The organism is Sphingomonas zeae (assembly GCF_014197135.1).
Taxonomy (GTDB): Bacteria; Pseudomonadota; Alphaproteobacteria; order Sphingomonadales; family Sphingomonadaceae; genus Sphingomonas; species Sphingomonas zeae.
The window spans coordinates 61,130-80,381 of the sequence record NZ_JACIFA010000014.1 but is presented as its reverse complement, the minus strand read 5'-3'; the positions used below and the strand labels follow the sequence as shown (position 1 = coordinate 80,381).

Below are 19,252 nucleotides of genomic sequence, written 5' to 3'. Positions count from 1 at the left end.
GTCCAGACCCCTGTTCGGCCGCCGGATGCTATCCCGGTTGCGAGTGACGGGGTGTGCTGGCCCCGGCACCGCTGGCTGACTTGTCCCTTGCGTAACGCACGTAAGCCCATTTGGTCGCGGGCCAAAACATCCTGAGTTAAGTGCGAACTTGTGGAGCGTGCGCGGCCCTTCACAAAGCTTCTCGATCCAGATCAGAAGCGGGAACCCGATTTGCTGCTCATTCATATGATTCTATAAGGAAAATGGCTCGGGATCAGTATGTTGAAGCAGGCTTTTGACCAGGTTCTGTCGCACGGCCGGGAGGGCTGGTACGACGCTGCGCGTCGTCCCGCACTGCTTGGGCTGCTCCGGCTGTTGGAGGATCGGGAATATCAGTTCGTGACAGCGACGCCTGCGACCCATGCGCGCGTCGTCAAGCGCCCCGATCGGCAGGCCGCAGGGAATTTACGCGATGTGCTGGGCTGGGGCCTGGCTTTCGCCCGCGACGTGATCGACCCGGAGATGTTCGACGCGCTGAAAGCCGCCGGGGCGATCGAGCCCGTATCGGCGGATCGCTGGATGCCCACGCTGCGGGTGTCGCGGGTGGGGCCACGGCTTTTTCTCCATTCCGCCTATCCCACGACGCAGGCGGATGCGGTGTTCCTCGGCCCCGACAGTTATCGGTTCGCGCGCTGGATCGCGGAGCAGGTGAAGCCTGGTGCTCGCACCGTTCTGGATTATGGCGCCGGGGCCGGAGTGGGCGGCATTTCGGCGGCGAGCGCACTGGCGGAAGCGCAGCTGACGCTGGCGGACATCAACCCCAAGGCGCTGTTCCTGGCAAGCATCAATGCCGAACAGGCCGGGATCACCCATGACACCGTCGAGGCGCGCGAGCCGAAGGCGATCGAGCGACAGTTCGACCTGATCGTCACCCATCCGCCCTTCATGATCGACACCGATCGCCGCGCTTATCGCGATGGCGGCGACCTGTATGGCGCGCGGCTCTCGCTCGACTGGGTGGTGCAGGGCGTTGGCCTGCTGACGCCGGGCGGGCGATTGGTCCTGCACACCGGCGCGTCGATCGTCGGCGGGCGCGACGTGTTGCTGGAGGAACTGCGTCGCTGCCTACCCCAACGGGGACTGACGATGCGCTATGTCGAGCTCGACCCTGATATCTTCAGCGAGGACCTTGACCAGCCCGGCTATGAAGACGTCGAGCGGATTGCCGCCATCGGCCTGATGATCGAACGCGACGTCGCCCGTTGATGTATGCTTCGATCCTGTGCACGGGTAGGATGACGTAAGGAAGGCGCGGGGGAGATGTCATGCGGGGAACGGGATGGGCGGTCATGGCGCTCGGGCTGGCGAGCCCGCTGCCTGCCCAGCCGACGACGGTGCCGCAGATCGTCAGCAAGGGCGGCCGCCACGCGCTGATCGTCGATGGTCGGCCCTTTCTGATGCTGGGCGCGCAGGTCAACAATAGCAGCAACTACGTCGCCGCGCTGCCGCAGCTGTGGCCGATGCTCGACCGCATCCATGCCAATACCATCGAAATTCCTGTCGCCTGGCAACAGATCGAGCCGGAGGAGGGGCGGTTCGACTTCTCGTTCGTCCAGACGCTGCTCGATCAGGCGCGCGCGCATGACAAACGCGTTGTGCTGCTCTGGTTCGCGACCTGGAAGAACACCTCGCCCGGCTATACCCCCGACTGGGTCAAGCTCGACAATCGCCGCTTTCCCCGGATGAAGACGCGCGACGGCAAGGATCATTACGCGCTGACCCCGATGGCGCGCACCACGCTGGAGGCGGACAAGCGCGCCTTCGTGCGGTTGATGACGTACCTCAAGGAGCATGATCCGCAGAACACGGTCATCATGGTCCAGCCGGAGAATGAGGTCGGCAGCTATCGCAACCCACGCGACTATTCGGCGGCGGCGCAAAAGCTGTTCGACGCAGCCGTGCCCGAGGCGCTGACCCGCAGGCTCGGCAAGCCGCGCGGCACTTGGGCGGCGGTCTTCGGCGCGCAGGCCGACCGCGCGTTCAACACCTGGTACACCGCGCGCTACATCGATGAGATCGCTGCGGCGGGCAAGGCCGTGAAGCCGTTGCCGATGTACGTCAATGCGGCGCTCGCGGGGCCGTCCAACGTGCCTGACCCCGACGGCGTCGCGAGCGGTGGGCCGCAGCAGGACGTGCTCGACATCTGGAAGGTCGCCGCGCCCTCGATCGATGCCGAGGCGCCCGATATTTATGACCGGGCGAGCGCCAATGTGGTGGCGTACCTGAACGCCTATGCCCGGCCTGACAATCCGCTGCTCGTGCCCGAGATCGGCAATGCCCGCGAGTTCGCGCGTTATTTCTATGAGGCGCTGGGGCGCGGGGCGATCGGCTTTGCGCCGTTCGGCATGGATGACACGGGCTTCTTCAACTATCCGCTGGGGGCCAAGGCGCTGGACGACCCCACGCTTGACGCTTTCGCCCGGCCTTATGGCGCGGTCGAGAGCGTGATGCGCGACTGGGCGCAGGCGGCGTTCGAGCATCCGAGTTGGGGCACCGCCAGGCCCGATGACGGCAGCGACCGGGAAACCGTGCTGGGCGACTGGCGTATCCGCGCGGAGTTCGGCCAGTGGCAGTTTGGCGAGAAGAGCTGGAGCTGGCTCAAGGCCGAGCCTGCGCCGTGGAAGGCCGAGCCGGTCGGCGGCGTCGCGGTCGTCCAGTTGTCGCGCGACGCGTTCCTGATGACCGGCGACCATGTCCGCGTCCGTTTCGAATCTGCGACCCCCGACCCCAAGGCGATGATCGTGCGGGTCGAGCAGGGGCATTTCACGGACGGCCGCTGGGTGATGGATCGGATGTGGAATGGCGATCAGACGGATTACGGCATCAACCTGATCGACCGGCCAGTCGTGCTGAAGGTCGTGATGGGCCGTTATCGCTGAACGGGCGGCAGGGTTAGTCGCATCGCGGTTCCCTGCACCGCCTCGGCCAGCGTCAGCGTGCCTCCCGATCCCGCCAGCAGCGCGCGGGCGATCGATAGGCCAAGGCCGGTGCCGCCGCTCGTTCGGCGCGAGGTAAAGAAGGGCTCGAATATCCGGGCCCGGTCGCCGGGCGGGATGCCGCCGCCATTGTCCGCAACGGTGACGACGATGGGATCGCCCGCCTCGACATACAGGGTGATCGCATCCGCGCCCGCCTGGACACCGTTTTCGATCAGGGTGGTCAGCACCGCCTCCAGCGTCTCAGGCGCGATCTGGGCAGCGATGGTGGGTGTTTCCGCCTCCACCCGAATGGCGATGCGGCGGCTTCGGTGCGCATCGGCGAGCTTGTGGGCGGTGGCGACCACGTCGCAGGACCCTTCCACTGCCGCGACGGTCATGTCGGCCCGCGCGAGATCGAGCAGCCGCGAGACGAGCAGCGTCAGCCGCCCTGCATCGGCATCGGCATTGGCGAGGAAGCGGTCGCGTTCCTCCGCCGACATTGCCGCCCCATGATCCTGCAACAGCTCGATTGCGCCGCGAATGCCGGTCAACGGCGTCTTGAACTCGTGGCTGACCGCATGGGCAAAGTTACGCAGGTAGAGGGAACGCGCCTCGATCGCCTGCGCCATGGCGGCGAAGTCGCGATACAGATCCTGGATTTCGATTGCGGCCGTCGCCGGTATGGCGGGAACCGTACCGCGCCCGGCGGCGACATCGCGCGCGGCGCCCTGCAATTCCTCGATCGGTCGGGCGATACCGCGCGACAATAGGCCCGACAGCATGATCAGCGTGCCCAGGATCGCCAGCACGCCGATGGCGATCTTGCCCCAGTCCTGGTACAGCCCGACGAACAGCGACCGCGCCGAGCGCGACAGCAGCAGCACACCGACCACCCGGCCGTTCACCAGGATCGGTCGGGCGTAATGGACCCGCGTGGCCGCCGCCCGTGATAGCCAGTCGAAGCGGTAGATCGCCTTGTACCGCCCATCGCGGCGAAGCACGGTGCGCGGAGTGCCGGTCAGCGCGGCGGCGACCTCGGGCAGCGCGGCATAGCTGCCCCGTCGGACCGAGCCGCTTACGATCCGCCCGTCCCGATCGAGCAGGATGATCGAGGCCAGTGTCGCTTGCCGCGTGGCCGCGAGGACGGGGGCTAGCCGTATGGCGGCGTCCTGCGCGTCGCCGATGGCGGTCGGCGCCGCGCGGGGCAGGGGACGTTCGGGTAGGATCGGCGTGGCGCTGAGGTCGACCGCGGTGATCGCCGCCATGCCATAAGGCCCCGACGCCTGGTCGGGCCTATGGATCACGCCCCGCCCCGGCGGCGCATCCGGCCACAGGGCCGCAGCGCTGGCGGCGAGCGCGGCTCCCTGGGCGACCAGCTCGGCCTCGGTCTGGCGGACCAGCGTGTTCTCATAGACGCGCAGGCCCACCGCTCCCACGCCCGGCAAGGCGGCGACCAGGAAGAAGCTGGCGAACAGATAGGTGCGTAAGCTCAGGCGCGGCCAGCGGCGCTTGAGCCATTCTTTCAGGATAGCGATCACGCCGCCTCGCCGGTGCACGCCCCCAGCCGATAGCCGATCCCGGCGCGCGTCTCGATCACGTCGGTGCCGCCATGTTCGGCAAATTTGGCGCGCAGGTTGCGGATATGACTGTCGATCGTCCGGTCGGTCACGGCAAAGCCCGGTCCGTGCAGCCGATCGATGATCGCGTCGCGGCTGAACACCTTGCCCGGCATGACTGCCAAGGTGCGCAGGATCGAAAATTCGGTGACGGTCAGCGGCACCGCGATTTCCGCCCAGCGGGCCTGCCACCCTTCGATGTCGAGGCTGAGAGCGGCGTGGCGGATCGCCGTCCCGGCATTTTCCACGCTCGGTGGATGGGCATGGGTACGGCGCAGGATCGCCATGACCCGCGCCACCACCTCGCGCGGGGAAAAGGGCTTCACGACATAATCGTCCGCGCCCAGTTCGATCCCCAGCACCCGGTCGATCTCGTCATCGCGCGACGACAGGAACAGGATCGGCGTCTCGCCCTGGCTGCGCAGGCGGCGACAGACCTCCAGTCCGTCCATGCGCGGCATGTTGATGTCCAGTACGACGAGGTCCGGATGGTGCGCGGCAACCTCGGCGAGGGCGGCCTCTCCGTCGCCCGCCTCGATCGTGTCGAGCCCCGCCTTGCCGAGCGCGAAGACGAGCAGTTGCCGGATATTGGGGTCGTCATCGGCGACCAGGATCGTGCGGGGCATGGGACACAGGATCACGGCCGGGGCGCTTCCGTCAACGGGTTGGGGGCAGCTTGGGGCAGGAAAGCTTCGCCGCCGCATCGGCGCTGCTGTCGCGACCGGACCTGCGTTCCAATCCGGCTTTGCGCCGCGGCCAGGCGCCGCGCGCCCTGCCAGGTCCAGCTATGCCAGTCGGCCTGGGCACGTATCAGGTCGGCCGCAACGATGTCGATCACATAGCCGATCCGTTCGCGCAGGGCAGGATCGGCGGCGCGACGCTCCAAGGCGATCAGCGGTAGCAGGGCCGATGGCCCCGTGCGTTCCAGATGGCACAGGTCGATATCGGCGGCGCTGCGGGCATGAGCAACGTTCCAGCTTGCCGCGATCGCTCCCAGGTCGCTCGCGCATCCGGCGGTCAGCACGACGCCCGCCGCCAGCGCATTGGCGTTGACCAGCCAGCGCGCCGACCGCCCGCGCCACATCCGCCAAAGGATCAGCACCAGTCCGACCGCGACCAGCCCCATCCAGGCCAGCGCCGCGATCCGCCACGGGGTCAGCGAATAGACAGCGATATAGTCGATGGTCCGGAGGATGCTGGAGGCGATCAGCAGGACATTCTGTGCAACCCAAATGGTGATAAGCCGGCGCAGCACCGCATCTTCCGATTCGGCGGCATAGAGGACGAAGCCGCCCGCCAGCAGTGCGGTCACGATCAGGGCATAGGCGCCGCGATGGGCATAGTCCGCCAGCGTCATCCCCTGGGGCAGCGGCGCACCGCTCCACAGAAAGGCGATGTCGAGTCCGTTTTGCACCGCGAAGATCAGGTTGAAGGTGACGAGCGACAGGATCAGCGTCGCGCGCGCCAGCCGGGGGAGCAGGGGGGCGGCGTCCCACGTCACCGATCCGGGGGCTAGCAGGGTCTTTCGTGGCCGCAGGCTGGACCAGATGAGCAGCAGGAAGGGCAGCGAGAACAGCAGCCGGTACAGCAGGGCGGACAAATCGGGAATGCGGATGGCGGCAAAGGCGTCGTCGATCAGCGGATTGGCCTGCGCGAACAAGGCGAGGAACAGCGCGCTCCCGCCCACGGGCACGACCAGCATCGCGGCGACCGCCGCCAGCTTCGGCCCGCTGCGACCTCTCCTGATCCGGGACAGTCGCGCCGCATCGCGAAGCGGCGCGACCAGGCTGAGCGCTCCGTGGACGAGCAGCCGCCCCGCTGCGTGGATCGCATCGTCATAGCGGCGCAGCGGCAGCAGCGTCGCCATGCCGATCGCGATCAGGACCATCAGCGCCTTGAGCGGGCCGGGATCGTCGACCAGCAACGATCCGAACAGCGTTGCCATGGCCAGCGCCCCCCGTGCCGACCGGCTGTCGCGCAGATCGCGCCGAGTGAGTAGCAGGATGACGATCCAAGCCAGCGCGAAGCCGCCCAGCGTCCAGCCCGGCTCTTCGCCATAGAAGAATATGTGCGCCAAACCGATCAACGCGGCGGCGCCGATCAGCTTGAAACCAAAGGTGAATGATCCTGATGTCTTGCCGTTCATGCCGGTCTCCCTCGATCGGGCCGCTATGGACGGCATCGGTGGAGGGACGCCGGTCGGTCCGGCGCGTTTCACGCGCGATATCGGTGCAGAAACCGTGCAGAAGGGTATGCGCGCGCCGATCGACAAATCGCTTTGCAGGCCCGGATCAACGGCTTAGCGTGAAAGTCCATCATGAGATGACGTCGGGAGTGTTCATGCAGCGTCGCCAGTTCCTCGCCTCCGCCAGCCTTGTTGCGGCGACGGCCGCCACGCCGTCCTGGGCCAAGGTCGCGCAAGGCGCAGGGGCACGCGATGCGGAATTGCGGGCGATGCTGGATCGCTTCTTCTATGCGCGGCTCGAGGACAGTCCGGAGCAGGCGACCTCGCTCGGGCTCGACACTGGGCCGCGTGCGCATCTGAAGGCCCGGCTGGGCGATGTCTCGCGGGCAGGCGAGCGGCGCGAGTTTGCCCGGGCGAAGCGGGAGCGCGCGCTGCTTGCGACCATTCCGCGCGAGGCCCTGGGGCAGGGCGCGCGGCTCGATTACGACATCCTCGCCTATGGGCTGGACCGAGTGATCGCGGGTGAACGCTTTTCCTATGGGTCGAGCGCGGGCCGCTATGCCCCTTATGTATTGAGCCAGTTGTCGGGCGCGTATCGCGACGTACCCGACTTTCTGGAAGGACAGCATCGGATCACCGACGCCACCGACGCCGACGCCTATGTCGCGCGGGTCGAGGCGTTCGGCCCGGCGATCGATGCCGAGACCGAGCGCCAGCGCGAAGATGCCGGCAAGGGCGTCTTTGCCCCCGACTATATCCTCGACACCACGCTTAAACAGCTGGCGGCGGTGCGCGACAAGGCGCCGGAGGCGACCGGTCCTGCAATCGACCTTGCCGCCAAGTTGAAAGGCGCCAATCTGCCCCCGGAACGCGCCCAGCGGGTCGCGCGCCTGATGGCCGAGCGGGTCTTCCCCGCGCTCGACCGGCAGCGGGCGCTGGTCACCGAATTGCGGGGCCGGGCGGTCCATGACGCGGGCGTCTGGCGGTTGCCGGACGGAGAGGCCTATTACACCGCCGCCGCGGCCGCCGCGACCACGACCGAGATGACCGGCGATGAGATCCACCGGCTCGGGCTGGCGCAGGTGGCAGAGATCGGCGCGCGGATCGACGGCATATTGAAGGCGCAAGGTATGGCGCAGGGCAGCGTCGGCGAGCGGCTCGTCGCGCTCAATCGACGGCCGGACCAGCTTTATCCCAACACCGATGCGGGACGCGAGGCGTTGCTCGAACAACTGCGCGCACAGGTCGCCGCGATGACCCGCCGTCTGCCCGAACAATTTGCGGTGCTGCCCAAGGCGCCGGTCGAAATCCGCCGCGTGCCCGAAGCGATCCAGGCGGGCGCGCCGGGCGGCTATTACCAATCCGCCTCGCTCGACGGCGCGCGGCCTGCCATTTATTTCATCAATCTGCGCGATACGTTCGACCGGCCCAAATTCGGCCTGGCGACGCTGACCTATCATGAAGCGGTGCCCGGCCATCACCTTCAGGTCATGTCGGCGCTGGAGAGCCAGGACATTCCGCTGATCCGTCGGCGCGGCTTCTATTCAGGCTATTCGGAGGGATGGGCGCTGTATTCGGAACAGCTGGCCGACGAGATGGGGATGTATGAGAGCAATCCTCTGGGCCAAGTCGGCTATCTGCAGTCGCTGCTGTTCCGGGCCACGCGCCTCGTCGTCGATTCGGGCATGCACGCCAAACGCTGGAGCCGCGAGAAGGCGACCGACTATCTGATCGCCACGACCGGCATCGCGCGCGGCCGCAGCCAGGGGGAGATCGACCGCTACACCGTCTGGCCTGGACAGGCCTGTAGTTACAAGATTGGTCACACCGTCTGGACACGCCTGCGCGACGAGGCGAAGGCCAAGGCGGGGGCGAAATGGGACCCCAAGGCATTCCACCGCGTCCTGACGCTGGGTGCGATGCCGCTCGACGTGTTGGAGCGGGTAGTGCGCGAGCGAATGGCGTAGGACCTTCCCGACCTCGCCAGCATGGCGGGGGATGGCGATGTCACGACACGCCTAAGGCTTGGCCAATCGCCGCCGGGGCGGATAGGGTCGCAGGCGGAGGAAGAAGTCTATGAAGTTGTCACGTATCCCGTTTGCGCTTTCGTCGCTGTGTCTGGCCGCCATGCAAGCGTCGACCGGGGCTGCGGCCGCTGAAAAGGACACGCTGCCGCGCAAGGTCGGGGACTGGACGCTGGCGATCAGCGAGGATGGCGGCGGGTGCTTCCTGACGCGTATCTATGACCGGCCCGGCGACACGACGCTGCTACTCGGGCTCGACCGCGACGGATCGAACCATCTGACGGTGCTGAACGCCAATTGGTCGATCAAGCCCAGGGAGCGGCTCGCGCTTGACTTCAAGCTGACCAATGGCGGCTATCCGAAGCATTTCGCGGTCGGCCTTTCGTCGGATGACAAGCAGGGTTTCGTCACCAGCTTCGAAAAGCCCTTCCCGACCTATCTCGCCCGGTCGCAGACGCTGAACATTGCACGGGGAGACGTACCGGTCGAGCGTCTGTCGCTGGCGGGCAGCGGAGCGGCGATAGCCGCGCTGCGCGACTGCGTCTCGGCTCGAAAGGCTGAGCCGATCAAAGGGACCCGTTCGGATGATGGGGCAGACGGTATTCCACGCGATCCGTTTGCCAAGGGGGCGGCTCGCAAACGCTGAAGCCTGAACGGCATCTTAACACAATAGGCCTGCGCCCAAATAGTGTTACAGTAAACGCTTGGCCGAAAAACCAGCACGGCCGAACAGAAACAGGATTGTCGAACTTTTTCCGCTCGGCTTCGTTGTTGCGGTTGGTTAACGACTGGATGAACTGTTATGTCGGCTTATGCATCTAAATCTCTCCTGGCCGTGGTAGCGCTGGCGGGTGCCGTCAGTCTTGGCGGCTGTGCGACGAAATCCTTTGTACGGGAGCAAATCGCCCCGGTAAGCCAGCGCGTCGATTCGCTCGAATCGCGGCTCCAGCAAACCGACGGCACCGCCAAGGCGGCGCTGGCCGAGGCGCAGGCCGCGTCGGGCCAGGCGCAGCAAAATGGCCAAAGGCTCGACCAGCTGGGCGGTCGCGTCGATGGTGTGGAACAGCGTCTGACCGTGCAGGAACAGAAGCCTGCGCGGCGTCCTCGCCACTGATGGCAGCGGCCTGAACGGCGATATTCGCTGAATGACGTGCCGGTCTCTTCCCCTCGCCGGGGGAGGGGCCGGCCTTTTGCCTGAGTATTTTGCACCGATGACATGCCTGCCCCGATGAAGCCCCTGATCCTGTCGCTGGCGGGCCTTGCCCTGATGGTCCCTGTGGTCGCCGATGCGCGCCCCCCCGCGCCGCCCAAGACCATCCGCAAGGCTCCATCCAAATCCAAAGCCAAGGCAAAACCCGCGCCCGTCGTCGCGCCCGAGCCGGTCCTGACCCCGTCCCCGGCGGCGCAGCGCGTGATCGGGTGGGTTTCCGGAATGCATGACAATCGCGGCCTGCCCTGGGCGGTGGTCGACAAGGTCAACGCGACCCTGTTCCTGTTCGCGCCCGACGGCACGCAGCAGGCGGCGGTGCCGGTCCTGATCGGCATCATGCCGGGCGACGAGGCGAGCCCCGGTGTCGGCACCAAGACGCTGGCGTCGCTGGGTCCGGCCGAAAAGACCACGCCCGCCGGACGGTATCTGGCCAAGTTCGGCCTTCCGGTGGCGGGGCAGCGGGTGCTGTGGGTCGATTATACGACATCGGTGGCGCTGCATCCGATCCCGAAGGATGCGGGCGCGCGCGAGAAGCGCCGCGAGCGGATGCTGTCGCCGACACCGGACGACAACCGCATCACCTTTGGCTGTATCAACGTCCCCCAGGCATTTTATGCGCGGCAGTTGCGGCCGACATTCCGTCGCAAGGGCGGCTATGTCTATATCCTGCCCGACACCAAGCCGATCGAAGAGGTCTTCCCTCGCTTGAGGACGCAGCTGCCCGGTTAAAGTGGCTTGCCCATCCGGATCAGGGGGACGTGCACACCGTCGACGGGTGCGGATCGGATCGATTCGATCGGGGTATAGCCGCAGGCGCGGTAAAGCGGCTCGCCCGCCAGGGTCGCCATCATCTCGACCGACGCGAAGCCCGCTGCCCGGGCTGCCGCTTCGCACCGCGTAAGAATGGCGCGGCCCGGTCCCTGTCGCGCGAAATCCGGGTCGACATACATGGCCCTGATGCGGGCGGGGTCCTTGGCAGGGTCGAGCAGCGCCGCGTCGCGCAAGGCGTGGCTATGGTCACCGCCATAAGCGTAGCTCGCGCGCTCCATCCGCCGCTGCCCGCCAGCCGCCCGTCCTGCTCGGCCAGCAAATAGGTGCCGTCGGCGATCAGCTGTGTATCCAGGCCCATGACCGAACGGCTGGCCGTGATCTCGGCAGCAGAAAGAAAGCCCTTTTGCAGTACGGAAATCGCCCGGTCCATCAATAGGGCGATGGCGGGAATGTCGGCGGTGTCGGCCCAGCGAAAGTTAAACATCGCGCTTCTTCGGGACATTTTTACGCAGACGTCAATGACGTCGGGTCGAACAGTTGCAATCGACACCACCGATTAGCTGCGATAAGCCGGTCGGATGGCAGACATTCCTCAGACCCCGCTGCTCGACACGGTCCACAATCCCGACGACCTGCGTCGCCTGGCCCCCGAGCAATTGCGGCAGCTCGCCGATGAATTGCGGACCGAGACGATCTCGGCCGTCGGCACCACCGGCGGCCATCTGGGCTCCGGGCTTGGTGTCGTCGAGTTGACGGTCGCGCTCCACTATGTCTTCAACACGCCCGACGACCGGCTGATCTGGGACGTCGGGCATCAATGCTATCCGCACAAGATCCTGACCGGGCGGCGCGACCGCATCCGCACCATCCGGCAGGGCGGCGGCCTGTCGGGCTTCACCAAGCGTTCGGAAAGTGAATACGACCCCTTCGGCGCGGCACACAGCTCGACGTCGATTTCTGCGGCACTCGGCTTCGCGGTCGCCAACAAGCTGGCGGGCACGCCGGGCAAGGGCATCGCGGTGATCGGCGACGGCGCGATGTCCGCAGGCATGGCCTATGAGGCGATGAACAATGCGGAACAGGCGGGCAATCGCCTGATCGTCATCCTCAACGACAACGACATGTCGATCGCACCGCCGGTGGGCGGCCTGTCGGCCTATCTGTCGCGCATGGTGTCCAGCCGCGAATTTCTGGGCGTGCGCGATGTGCTCAAGAAGCTGGCCCGGCGCTTCCCGCGCCCGATCCAGAAGGCGGCGCAGAAGACCGACGAGTTTGCGCGCGGCATGACCATGGGGGGCACGCTGTTCGAGGAGCTCGGCTTTTATTATGTCGGCCCGATCGATGGGCATAATCTCGACCATCTGATCCCGGTGCTCGAGAATGTCCGCGACGCCGAGCAGGGGCCGATCCTGATCCATGTCGTCACCAAGAAGGGCAAGGGCTATGCCCCGGCCGAGGCGGCGGCGGACAAATATCATGGCGTCCAGAAGTTCGACGTCATCACCGGCGCGCAGGCCAAGGCGCCTCCGGGGCCACCCGCCTATCAGAATGTCTTTGGCGAAACGCTGGCGAAGGAGGCGGAAAGCGATCCGCGCATCTGCGCCATTACCGCCGCCATGCCATCGGGAACCGGGCTCGACAAATTCGCCAAGGCCCATCCGGCGCGTTTCTTCGACGTCGGCATCGCCGAGCAACATGCCGTCACCTTTGCCGCCGGTCTGGCGGCGCAGGGTATGCGGCCCTTCTGCGCGATCTATTCGACCTTCCTCCAGCGCGCCTATGACCAGGTGGTGCATGACGTCGCGATCCAGAACCTGCCGGTCCGCTTCGCGATCGATCGGGCGGGCCTGGTCGGTGCGGACGGGGCGACCCATGCGGGCTCGTTCGACGTCACCTATCTTGCCAGCCTGCCCAACATGGTGGTGATGGCCGCCGCCGACGAGGCCGAACTGGTCCATATGGTCCATACCTGCGTCAACCATGACTCCGGGCCGATTGCGGTGCGCTATCCGCGCGGCAACGGCGTCGGCGTCGCGCTGCCCGAGACGCCGCAACTGCTGGAGATCGGCAAGGGGCGCGTCGTGCGCGAAGGCAAGAAGGTCGCGATCCTCTCGCTCGGCACCCGCCTGGCCGAGGCGCTGCGTGCCGCCGATACGCTGGAGGCCAAGGGGCTGTCGACTTCGGTCGCCGACCTGCGCTTCGCCAAGCCGCTCGACGAGGCGCTGATCCGTCGAATGCTGACCACCCATGAGGTGGCGGTGACGATCGAGGAGAATGCGATCGGTGGCCTGGGTGCGCATGTCCTGACCATGGCGTCGGACGAGGGGCTGATTGATGGCGGCCTCAAGCTGCGCACCATGCGGCTGCCCGATCTCTTCCAGGATCAGGACAAGCCCGAGGTGCAATATGCCGAGGCCGGGCTGGACGCCGACGCGATCGTCGACACGGTGCTGAAGGCGCTGCGCCACAACAGCAGCCACGTCACCGAAGGCGCGCGCGCGTGATCCGTGGCTGGACCGCCGTCATCGTCTTCACGACGCTGGCGGTGGTCATGATGGTCGGGGTGAACGTCCGCATGTGGCGGCGGATGAAGGCCGCCACGGCGGCGGCGAAGGCGGAGCGGGAAGCGACCGAGGCCGGGGAAAACCATCAGGCCCGTTCAGCCTGAACCCCGTTCGCGCTGAGCGAAGTCGAAGCGCACGCCTCGACATTCGCCGCGAACCCCGCTTGCCTCACCGCCCCAGATAATGCGCCTGCGCCGCGTCGGTCGCATTGACCGCCAGTACGGCCCTTGCTTCGCTGGGCGACAGCGGGCCTGATGGCGACGGCCGGTCCGTCCCGCTCGCCGCGATCACCCGGCCGAGCAGTTCCTGCCCCTCCTGCCACCAGCCGAGACCGCTCGCCGCGTTGATATGCCCTTGCGGCCCGGCATCGACGAAATGGCTGCCCCAATCGACCGCCAGGCTGTGCGCGCGGTCGATCGAGATCCACGGATCGTCCTGGCTGGCGACCAGAATGGACGGGAAGGGCAGGGGCGTGCGCGGCGAAGGCGCGAATGCCTTTAAAGCCTCGGGCGCATCAGGCCGGTCGACATCGGCCGGGGCGACCAACAGCGCGCCTGCCACCGGCCAGCCATAGGGTTGCGGCGACAGCTCCGCCCACCACGCGACGGCCAGACAGCCGAGCGAATGCGCCGCCAGGATCACCGGCGCCTGCGCCTGCCGGATCGCCTGGTCCAGCCGTGTGACCCAGGCGTTGCGATGCGGGGTCGACCACATGCCGAGTTCGACACGGACCGTGTCGGGCCGCGCCTCTTCCCACAGCGATTGCCAGTGCGAGCGGCCCGAACCGCCGAGACCGGGGACGGTGAGGACCGTTGGCTTGCGGGCCTCATAGGATGCGAACGAACCCATATGGCATCTCCTCGATAGCGGAGAGGGTCGCGAGGCGGACGCGACGCCCGACCGACTCCCGCTCCATGACCTCAACATATTCCTACCAATCTAATAGGCAATAGGCGATGCGCTCGGCGGATGGTGGCTTGCGACGGGCGGAGGCGGCGGGTAGGGCCGAGGGATGGCCAAACAGCGTGTCGACCAGATGCTCGTGGATCGCGGACTCGTGGAATCGCGGTCCCGCGCGCAGGCCCTGGTGATGGCCGGCCTCGTCTTTTCGGGAGAAACGAAGATCGCCAAGCCCGGTCAGCAACTTGCCGAAGACGCCGAGCTCGATGTGCGCGGGCGCGATCATCCCTGGGTGTCGCGCGGCGGGATCAAGCTGGCGCATGGGCTGGAGCATTTCGGCTGGGACGTCACGAACGCGGTCGCGATCGATGTCGGCAGTTCGACCGGCGGCTTTACCGACGTGCTGCTGCAAAAGGGCGCCGCTCGCGTCTATGCGGTCGACAGCGGCACCAACCAGCTCGCCTGGTCGCTCCGCCAGGACCCGCGCGTCATCGTCCATGAACAGACCAGCGCGCGCATCCTGACCGAGGCGCATATCCCCGAACCGGTCGACATCATCGTCTGCGACGCCAGCTTCATCGGACTGGCCAAGGTGCTGGAACGCCCCATGCGCTTCGCCAAACCCGGCGCACGGCTGCTCGCGCTCATCAAGCCGCAGTTCGAGGCCGGGCGCGAGGAAGTGGGCAAGGGCGGCGTGGTCCGTGATCCGGCGGTGCACCGACGCGTCTGCGACCAGGTGGACGCATGGTTGACCGACAGCGGCTGGCAGGTGGCGGGCGTGACGCAGAGCCCGATCACCGGGCCAGAGGGAAATATCGAGTTTTTGGTGGCCGCATCCCGAATTTGAACGGGAAAGGGGCAAACAACGTTGACCTTTCCGTTTACTGTCTTCGAGCAGTGGGGCAGATCGACGGGCATCATGGCGAAAGAGGAACGAGTGGGGACGATCGCGTCGAAAGGGCAGTTGCGCATGTCATTCCTGCGCTGGGCGATCGTGATCGTTCCGCTGATCCTGCTGCTGGGCTTCGGCTCGGGTCGCTCGGTTCCGTCGGGAGCCGACAATGGCTGGTATCGTGCGCTCGCCAAGCCGGAGCTGACCCCGCCGGGCTGGGTGTTTCCGGTGGCCTGGACGACGCTCTATATCCTGATCGGATTGGCGCTGGCGATGATCGTCCATGCGCGTGGGGCCAAGGGGCGCGGCGCGGCGATCGGGTTGTTCGTCGGCCAGTTCGTGCTCAATCTTGCCTGGACCCCCTTGTTCTTCGGTGCCCATAAGGTCGGCCTGGCGCTGTTCGTCATCATTGCCATCCTGCTGTTGTCGATCGCCACCACCGTCGTCTTTTCTCGGATCCGCAAGGGCGCGGCATGGCTGATGCTACCCTATTTGGTGTGGCTGTCCTTTGCCGGCGTGCTCAACTGGCGGATCGGACAGCTCAATCCGGATGCGGAAAGGCTTGTGCCGGGGGCGCAGACCTCCCAAATGCTCTGAAACGATTTTGGGGATTTGATATGCAGGCCGACAACAAGCTGTTCGACGATTTCGCCAAGGTGATGAACGGTCTGGCGGGAACCGTGGCGGGCATGGGCCGTGAGGCGGAGGCCAGCGCCCGGTCTCGCGCGCGCGAGTGGATCGGTGGGCTCGACTTTGTCAGCCGCGAAGAGTTCGAGGTTGCCAAGGCGATGGCCGTCGCCGCGCGCGACGAAGCAGATGCGTTGAAGGCGCGCCTGGACGCGCTGGAAGCGCGGCTGGGCGGGACCACAACCGGGGCGGAATCCTGATCGTCCTGATATCTGAATGGAGCCTGTTCGGCCCGCGTGGTCGGACAGCTATCCACAGATTTCGGCATCTGGCGGCTTGCCGCCCGGCCCCGCGCGGTGCAACCTGCGTCGGTCTGGGTTTGTTCGCAAGGGCCTGTGATGCTTGAATCGACCGATCATGAAGCCGAAGAATCGGCCCCCATCGACATGCTGGAGGCGTATTTCGCCGCCCATGGGTGGGAGCATGAACGCCACGACGAGGAGATCGTCGCGACGGTCAAGGGAAGTTGGGCGAGCTATGAGCTTCGCGCGCTGTGGCGGGATGACGACAGCGTCCTACAGTTCCTGGCTTTTCCTGATATCAAGGTAACCGAAGACCGCCGCGCCAGCATCTATGAGGCGCTGGCGCTGGTCAACGAACAGCTTTGGATCGGCCATTTCGAGCTATGGTCCAACAGCGGTATCCTGCTCTATCGTCACGCCGCGATGGTCGATGGCGGCGAGGATGGCACCATCTCGCTCTCTGCGACCGAATTGCTGGTCGAATCGGCGATCGAGGAGTGCGAGCGCTTCTACCCGGTATTCCAGTTCGTTCTGTGGGGTGGCAAGACGCCACGCGAGGCGCTGGCCGCCGCGCTGATCGAAACCCAGGGCGAAGCGTGAGTTTTCCTTCCGGGCCGATCTGGCTGATCGGATGCGGCAACATGGCGGGCGCGATGCTCCGCCGCTGGCTGGCCGAAGGGCTGGACCCCGTGCAAGTCACGGTCGTTACTCGAAGCGGTACGCGCGCGCCCGATGGCGTCCGCTCGCTGACCGCGCTGCCGGTCGATGAGACGCCTGCAATCCTGATGCTGGGGTTCAAGCCGCAGCAGCTCGACGACATCGCACCGACTTTGGCGCATCTTAACCCCGCAATCCTATTGTCGATCCTGGCCGGGGTCGAGGAACAGGCGCTGGCCAGTCGTATTCCGGCCGGCGCGGTCGTGCGGATGATGCCCAATTTGCCGGTCGCGATCGGGCAGGGGGTGACGGCGCTCTACACCCGTTCCACCGATGCGGCCGTCCGCGATGCCGCCGAGGCGCTGGCCCGCCCACTGGGCCTTGCCCCTTGGGTGGACGACGAGGCGCGCTTCGACGCCGTCACCGCGCTGGCGGGATGCGGGCCTGCTTTCGTGTTCCGCTTCATCGACGCGCTGGCCCAGGCCGGGGTCGGGCTGGGGCTGGCACCTGAACTGGCGCAGCAACTGGCGCTGGCCACGGTCGACGGGGCAGGGGCGATGGCGATCGGAGCGGATGCTCCGCCCGCCGTGTTGGCGGATCGGGTCGCCAGCCCTGGCGGTTCCACCCGCGAAGGGCTGAACGTGCTGGATGCGGATGATGCGCTCAAGCGGCTCATGGCCGAAACGCTGACCGCTTCCGAACGGCGCAATCGCGAAATGGCGGCCGCCGCGCGACGCTGAATTTGCGTTTGCGCGAAGCCGCGAAGAAGATCGTGGTCCGTCCGGACGCGCAGAGGGGCGACGAGCGTAGCTCCGTGTTCCTTTAGCCTTGGCGCGCAAAAATTCTTTCTCTTCGCGCCGTAGCGTCTTCGCGCGGACAAAAGTCAGCCGTCGTTGGACCGCAAATCCTCGATCCGGGCGCGTTCATTCTCCGGGATGAACCCCTCCAGCACGGTCCAGAACCCCGTCACCGCCTGCTGCCCGGCCCGCGCATAGGCCTTGGACAGCTTTTCGCGCAGCGCGTCGAACAATTCGGCCTCCATCGCCGCCCCCGCCGGTGTCAGCCGGAGAAGCCGTTGGCGCCGGTCGCGATCGCCCGGACGCGTTTCGAGCAGGTCGCGCGTCGCCAGCTCGTTGAGCACACGGCCCAGCGACTGTTTGGTGATGGCGAGCAGTGACAGCAACTCGCTGACCGTCATGTCGGGCTTGCGGGCAATGAAATAGAGCGCGCGGTGATGGGCACGGCCCAACCCCTGCGCGGCGAGACCGCGATCGATGGAGCGCACAAGATGGCTATTGCCGAAGTACAGCAATTCCATACCCCTGCGGAGCTCTGGTTCGCGGAGAAACTGTGCCGATGCGGACTGGTTCGAGGCAGCCATGTTGACCCGTCTACTCACACGCCCTAGGCCACGGCAACCCAAAACAGAGAGATGACGATGGAAGTGCCCCAAGCCCTGACGTTTCGGTTTGATCCCTCTGCGGCCCCGGTCGCGGCGAGCGAACGGGCGGCGCGTCTGGTCGATCCGGGATTCGGCCGGGTGTTCACCGATCACATGGCGCTGATCCGCTATAGCGACGAAAAGGGCTGGCACGATGCGCAGATCACCGCGCGCGCGCCGCTTCAGCTCGATCCGGCCGCTTCGGTCCTGCATTATGCGCAGGAAATTTTCGAGGGCATGAAGGCTTATCGCCTGGCCGATGGCGGCGCCGCGCTGTTCCGGCCCGAGGCGAATGCCCGCCGCTTCCAAGACTCGGCGCGGCGCATGGCGATGCCCGAGCTGCCTGAAAACCTCTTCCTGGAATCGGTCGAGCGGCTTGTCGAGGTCGAGCGTGACTGGATTCCCGAACAGGATGGTGGCGCGCTGTATCTGCGTCCCTTCATGTTCGCCAGCGAGGTGTTCCTGGGGGTGAAGCCCTCGGCCGAATATCTCTATATGGTCATCGCCTCGTCGGTCGGCGCCTATTTCAAGGGTGGTGCGCCTGCGGTCTCGATCTGGGTGAGCCAGGGCTATACCCGCGCGGCCCCCGGCGGCACGGGCGCGGCCAAATGCGGTGGCAATTATGCCGCCAGCTTGCTGGCGCAGAAGGAAGCGATCGCCAATGGCTGCGACCAGGTGGTCTTCCTCGACGCGGTCGAGCGCCGCTGGGTGGAGGAACTCGGCGGCATGAACGTCTTCTTCGTGTTCGACGACGGATCGCTCGTGACGCCGCCGCTGACCGGCACGATCCTGCCCGGCATCACCCGCGATTCGATCCTCACCATCGCGCGCGCCCAAGGCCTGACCGTGCGTGAGGAGCCCTATGCGATCGACCAGTGGCGCGCCGACGCTGCCAGCGGTCGCCTGGTCGAGGCCTTCGCCTGCGGCACCGCCGCCGTCGTCACCCCGATCGGCAGCGTCGCGGAACCTGCGGGCCGCTTCACCATCGGCAGCGGCGGCCCGGGCCAGCTGACCATGTCCTTGCGCGAACAGCTGGTATCGATCCAGCGCGGCCAAGCCCCCGACCCGCACGGCTGGATGCGCCGCTTGGGCTGACGATTTTCCCC

At 66.4% G+C, this 19,252-nt stretch carries 20 protein-coding genes and 1 pseudogene; 15 read left to right on the top strand and 6 right to left on the bottom strand.

Annotation, left to right across the window (positions count from 1 at the left end):
• The first annotated feature begins 261 nt into the window (after positions 1-261).
• A complete protein-coding gene (locus tag GGR45_RS16555; protein WP_175312369.1) occupies positions 262-1,245 on the top strand; it encodes a methyltransferase in 984 nt (327 codons plus the stop codon).
• A 59-nt stretch (positions 1,246-1,304) separates the two neighbouring features.
• Positions 1,305-2,918, top strand: a complete 1,614-nt coding sequence (locus GGR45_RS16550; protein WP_175312370.1) for a DUF5597 domain-containing protein — start codon at positions 1,305-1,307, stop codon at positions 2,916-2,918.
• On the opposite strand, the gene GGR45_RS16545 is transcribed toward GGR45_RS16550, so the two are convergent.
• Genes GGR45_RS16545 through GGR45_RS16535 form a run of 3 tightly spaced genes read right to left on the bottom strand, consistent with a single transcriptional unit; the run spans position 2,909 to position 6,719 of the window.
• A complete protein-coding gene (locus GGR45_RS16545) occupies positions 2,909-4,495 on the bottom strand; it encodes a sensor histidine kinase (RefSeq protein WP_175312371.1) in 1,587 nt (528 codons plus the stop codon). The two genes, GGR45_RS16550 and GGR45_RS16545, sit on opposite strands and share 10 nt — an antisense overlap.
• Positions 4,492-5,199 carry a response regulator transcription factor gene (locus GGR45_RS16540; protein WP_175312372.1) on the bottom strand — a complete coding sequence of 236 codons (708 nt, stop codon included), beginning with the start codon at positions 5,197-5,199 and terminating at the stop codon, positions 4,492-4,494. The genes GGR45_RS16545 and GGR45_RS16540 overlap by 4 nt, the downstream gene beginning before the upstream one ends.
• Before the next feature lie 11 nt (positions 5,200-5,210).
• Positions 5,211-6,719: a DUF4153 domain-containing protein gene (locus GGR45_RS16535; protein ID WP_175312373.1), complete on the bottom strand. Its 1,509-nt coding sequence runs from the start codon at positions 6,717-6,719 to the stop codon at positions 5,211-5,213.
• A 194-nt stretch (positions 6,720-6,913) separates the two neighbouring features.
• On the opposite strand from GGR45_RS16535, the gene GGR45_RS16530 reads away from it, so the two are divergent.
• From GGR45_RS16530 to GGR45_RS16515, 4 genes are all read left to right on the top strand, one after another.
• Positions 6,914-8,725 carry a DUF885 domain-containing protein gene (locus GGR45_RS16530; RefSeq protein ID WP_175312374.1) on the top strand — a complete coding sequence of 604 codons (1,812 nt, stop codon included), beginning with the start codon at positions 6,914-6,916 and terminating at the stop codon, positions 8,723-8,725.
• Positions 8,726-8,834: 109 nt separating this feature from the next.
• Positions 8,835-9,428 carry a hypothetical protein gene (locus GGR45_RS16525; RefSeq protein ID WP_175312375.1) on the top strand — a complete coding sequence of 198 codons (594 nt, stop codon included), beginning with the start codon at positions 8,835-8,837 and terminating at the stop codon, positions 9,426-9,428.
• A 156-nt stretch (positions 9,429-9,584) separates the two neighbouring features.
• Positions 9,585-9,896, top strand: coding sequence for a hypothetical protein (locus GGR45_RS16520; RefSeq protein WP_175312376.1), 312 nt, complete (start codon positions 9,585-9,587; stop codon positions 9,894-9,896).
• 114 nt (positions 9,897-10,010) lie between these two features.
• Positions 10,011-10,721 (top strand): hypothetical protein, encoded by a 711-nt coding sequence (locus GGR45_RS16515; protein WP_175312377.1) that lies wholly within the window; start codon positions 10,011-10,013, stop codon positions 10,719-10,721.
• Here the strand turns inward: GGR45_RS16515 and GGR45_RS16510 are convergent.
• Positions 10,718-11,193, bottom strand: a pseudogene (locus GGR45_RS16510) (GNAT family N-acetyltransferase). The gene GGR45_RS16515 and the pseudogene GGR45_RS16510 sit on opposite strands and share 4 nt — an antisense overlap.
• On the opposite strand from GGR45_RS16510, the gene GGR45_RS19735 reads away from it, so the two are divergent.
• The 3 genes from GGR45_RS19735 to GGR45_RS16500 are packed head-to-tail and all read left to right on the top strand — an operon-like array spanning position 11,120 to position 13,431.
• The gene (locus GGR45_RS19735) at positions 11,120-11,323 is read left to right on the top strand and encodes a hypothetical protein (protein WP_246358277.1); all 204 of its coding nucleotides are present in this window, start codon (positions 11,120-11,122) and stop codon (positions 11,321-11,323) included. The pseudogene GGR45_RS16510 and the gene GGR45_RS19735 sit on opposite strands and share 74 nt — an antisense overlap.
• 18 nt (positions 11,324-11,341) lie before the next feature.
• On the top strand, positions 11,342-13,267 hold the full coding sequence (gene dxs / locus GGR45_RS16505) for a 1-deoxy-D-xylulose-5-phosphate synthase (RefSeq protein WP_175312378.1): 1,926 nt from the start codon (positions 11,342-11,344) through the stop codon (positions 13,265-13,267).
• Positions 13,264-13,431, top strand: coding sequence for a hypothetical protein (locus tag GGR45_RS16500; RefSeq protein WP_175312363.1), 168 nt, complete (start codon positions 13,264-13,266; stop codon positions 13,429-13,431). Before dxs ends, GGR45_RS16500 begins: the two co-directional genes overlap by 4 nt.
• 64 nt (positions 13,432-13,495) lie before the next feature.
• Here the strand turns inward: GGR45_RS16500 and GGR45_RS16495 are convergent, their stop codons facing one another.
• Positions 13,496-14,176 (bottom strand): RBBP9/YdeN family alpha/beta hydrolase, encoded by a 681-nt coding sequence (locus GGR45_RS16495; RefSeq protein WP_175312379.1) that lies wholly within the window; start codon positions 14,174-14,176, stop codon positions 13,496-13,498.
• Positions 14,177-14,339: 163 nt separating this feature from the next.
• Here GGR45_RS16495 and GGR45_RS16490 point away from each other — a divergent pair, with 163 nt between their 5' ends.
• From GGR45_RS16490 to proC, 5 genes are all read left to right on the top strand, one after another.
• Positions 14,340-15,074 carry a TlyA family RNA methyltransferase gene (locus GGR45_RS16490; protein WP_175312380.1) on the top strand — a complete coding sequence of 245 codons (735 nt, stop codon included), beginning with the start codon at positions 14,340-14,342 and terminating at the stop codon, positions 15,072-15,074.
• 123 nt (positions 15,075-15,197) lie between these two features.
• Complete coding sequence (locus GGR45_RS16485) at positions 15,198-15,716, top strand: TspO/MBR family protein (protein ID WP_175312381.1); 519 nt, start codon at positions 15,198-15,200, stop codon at positions 15,714-15,716.
• Between the two features lie 20 nt (positions 15,717-15,736).
• Complete coding sequence (locus GGR45_RS16480) at positions 15,737-16,006, top strand: accessory factor UbiK family protein (protein WP_175312382.1); 270 nt, start codon at positions 15,737-15,739, stop codon at positions 16,004-16,006.
• 138 nt (positions 16,007-16,144) lie between these two features.
• Complete coding sequence (locus GGR45_RS16475) at positions 16,145-16,648, top strand: type III secretion system chaperone family protein (protein WP_175312383.1); 504 nt, start codon at positions 16,145-16,147, stop codon at positions 16,646-16,648.
• Entirely contained in the window at positions 16,645-17,445 is an 801-nt protein-coding gene (gene proC / locus GGR45_RS16470) for a pyrroline-5-carboxylate reductase (RefSeq protein ID WP_285138824.1), read from the top strand. The genes GGR45_RS16475 and proC overlap by 4 nt, the downstream gene beginning before the upstream one ends.
• A gap of 143 nt (positions 17,446-17,588) precedes the next feature.
• On the opposite strand, the gene GGR45_RS16465 is transcribed toward proC, so the two are convergent.
• Positions 17,589-18,086 (bottom strand): MarR family transcriptional regulator, encoded by a 498-nt coding sequence (locus GGR45_RS16465; protein WP_175312384.1) that lies wholly within the window; start codon positions 18,084-18,086, stop codon positions 17,589-17,591.
• A gap of 57 nt (positions 18,087-18,143) precedes the next feature.
• Between GGR45_RS16465 and GGR45_RS16460 the strand changes: the two genes are divergently transcribed.
• Entirely contained in the window at positions 18,144-19,241 is a 1,098-nt protein-coding gene (locus GGR45_RS16460; RefSeq protein WP_217498046.1) for a branched-chain amino acid aminotransferase, read from the top strand.
• Positions 19,242-19,252: the final 11 nt, after the last annotated feature.

Coding starts and splice junctions, on each gene's coding strand:
- GGR45_RS16480 (WP_175312382.1), top strand. CDS start 15,737: ATGCAGGCCGACAACAAGCTGTTCGACGATTTCGCCAAGGTGATGAAC.
- dxs (WP_175312378.1), top strand. CDS start 11,342: ATGGCAGACATTCCTCAGACCCCGCTGCTCGACACGGTCCACAATCCC.
- GGR45_RS19735 (WP_246358277.1), top strand. CDS start 11,120: ATGACCGAACGGCTGGCCGTGATCTCGGCAGCAGAAAGAAAGCCCTTT.
- GGR45_RS16535 (WP_175312373.1), bottom strand. CDS start 6,719: ATGAACGGCAAGACATCAGGATCATTCACCTTTGGTTTCAAGCTGATC.
- GGR45_RS16485 (WP_175312381.1), top strand. CDS start 15,198: ATGTCATTCCTGCGCTGGGCGATCGTGATCGTTCCGCTGATCCTGCTG.
- GGR45_RS16490 (WP_175312380.1), top strand. CDS start 14,340: ATGGCCAAACAGCGTGTCGACCAGATGCTCGTGGATCGCGGACTCGTG.
- GGR45_RS16495 (WP_175312379.1), bottom strand. CDS start 14,176: ATGGGTTCGTTCGCATCCTATGAGGCCCGCAAGCCAACGGTCCTCACC.
- GGR45_RS16520 (WP_175312376.1), top strand. CDS start 9,585: ATGTCGGCTTATGCATCTAAATCTCTCCTGGCCGTGGTAGCGCTGGCG.
- GGR45_RS16465 (WP_175312384.1), bottom strand. CDS start 18,086: ATGGCTGCCTCGAACCAGTCCGCATCGGCACAGTTTCTCCGCGAACCA.
- GGR45_RS16525 (WP_175312375.1), top strand. CDS start 8,835: ATGAAGTTGTCACGTATCCCGTTTGCGCTTTCGTCGCTGTGTCTGGCC.
- GGR45_RS16475 (WP_175312383.1), top strand. CDS start 16,145: ATGCTTGAATCGACCGATCATGAAGCCGAAGAATCGGCCCCCATCGAC.
- GGR45_RS16460 (WP_217498046.1), top strand. CDS start 18,144: ATGGAAGTGCCCCAAGCCCTGACGTTTCGGTTTGATCCCTCTGCGGCC.
- GGR45_RS16550 (WP_175312370.1), top strand. CDS start 1,305: ATGCGGGGAACGGGATGGGCGGTCATGGCGCTCGGGCTGGCGAGCCCG.
- GGR45_RS16540 (WP_175312372.1), bottom strand. CDS start 5,199: ATGCCCCGCACGATCCTGGTCGCCGATGACGACCCCAATATCCGGCAA.
- GGR45_RS16515 (WP_175312377.1), top strand. CDS start 10,011: ATGAAGCCCCTGATCCTGTCGCTGGCGGGCCTTGCCCTGATGGTCCCT.
- GGR45_RS16530 (WP_175312374.1), top strand. CDS start 6,914: ATGCAGCGTCGCCAGTTCCTCGCCTCCGCCAGCCTTGTTGCGGCGACG.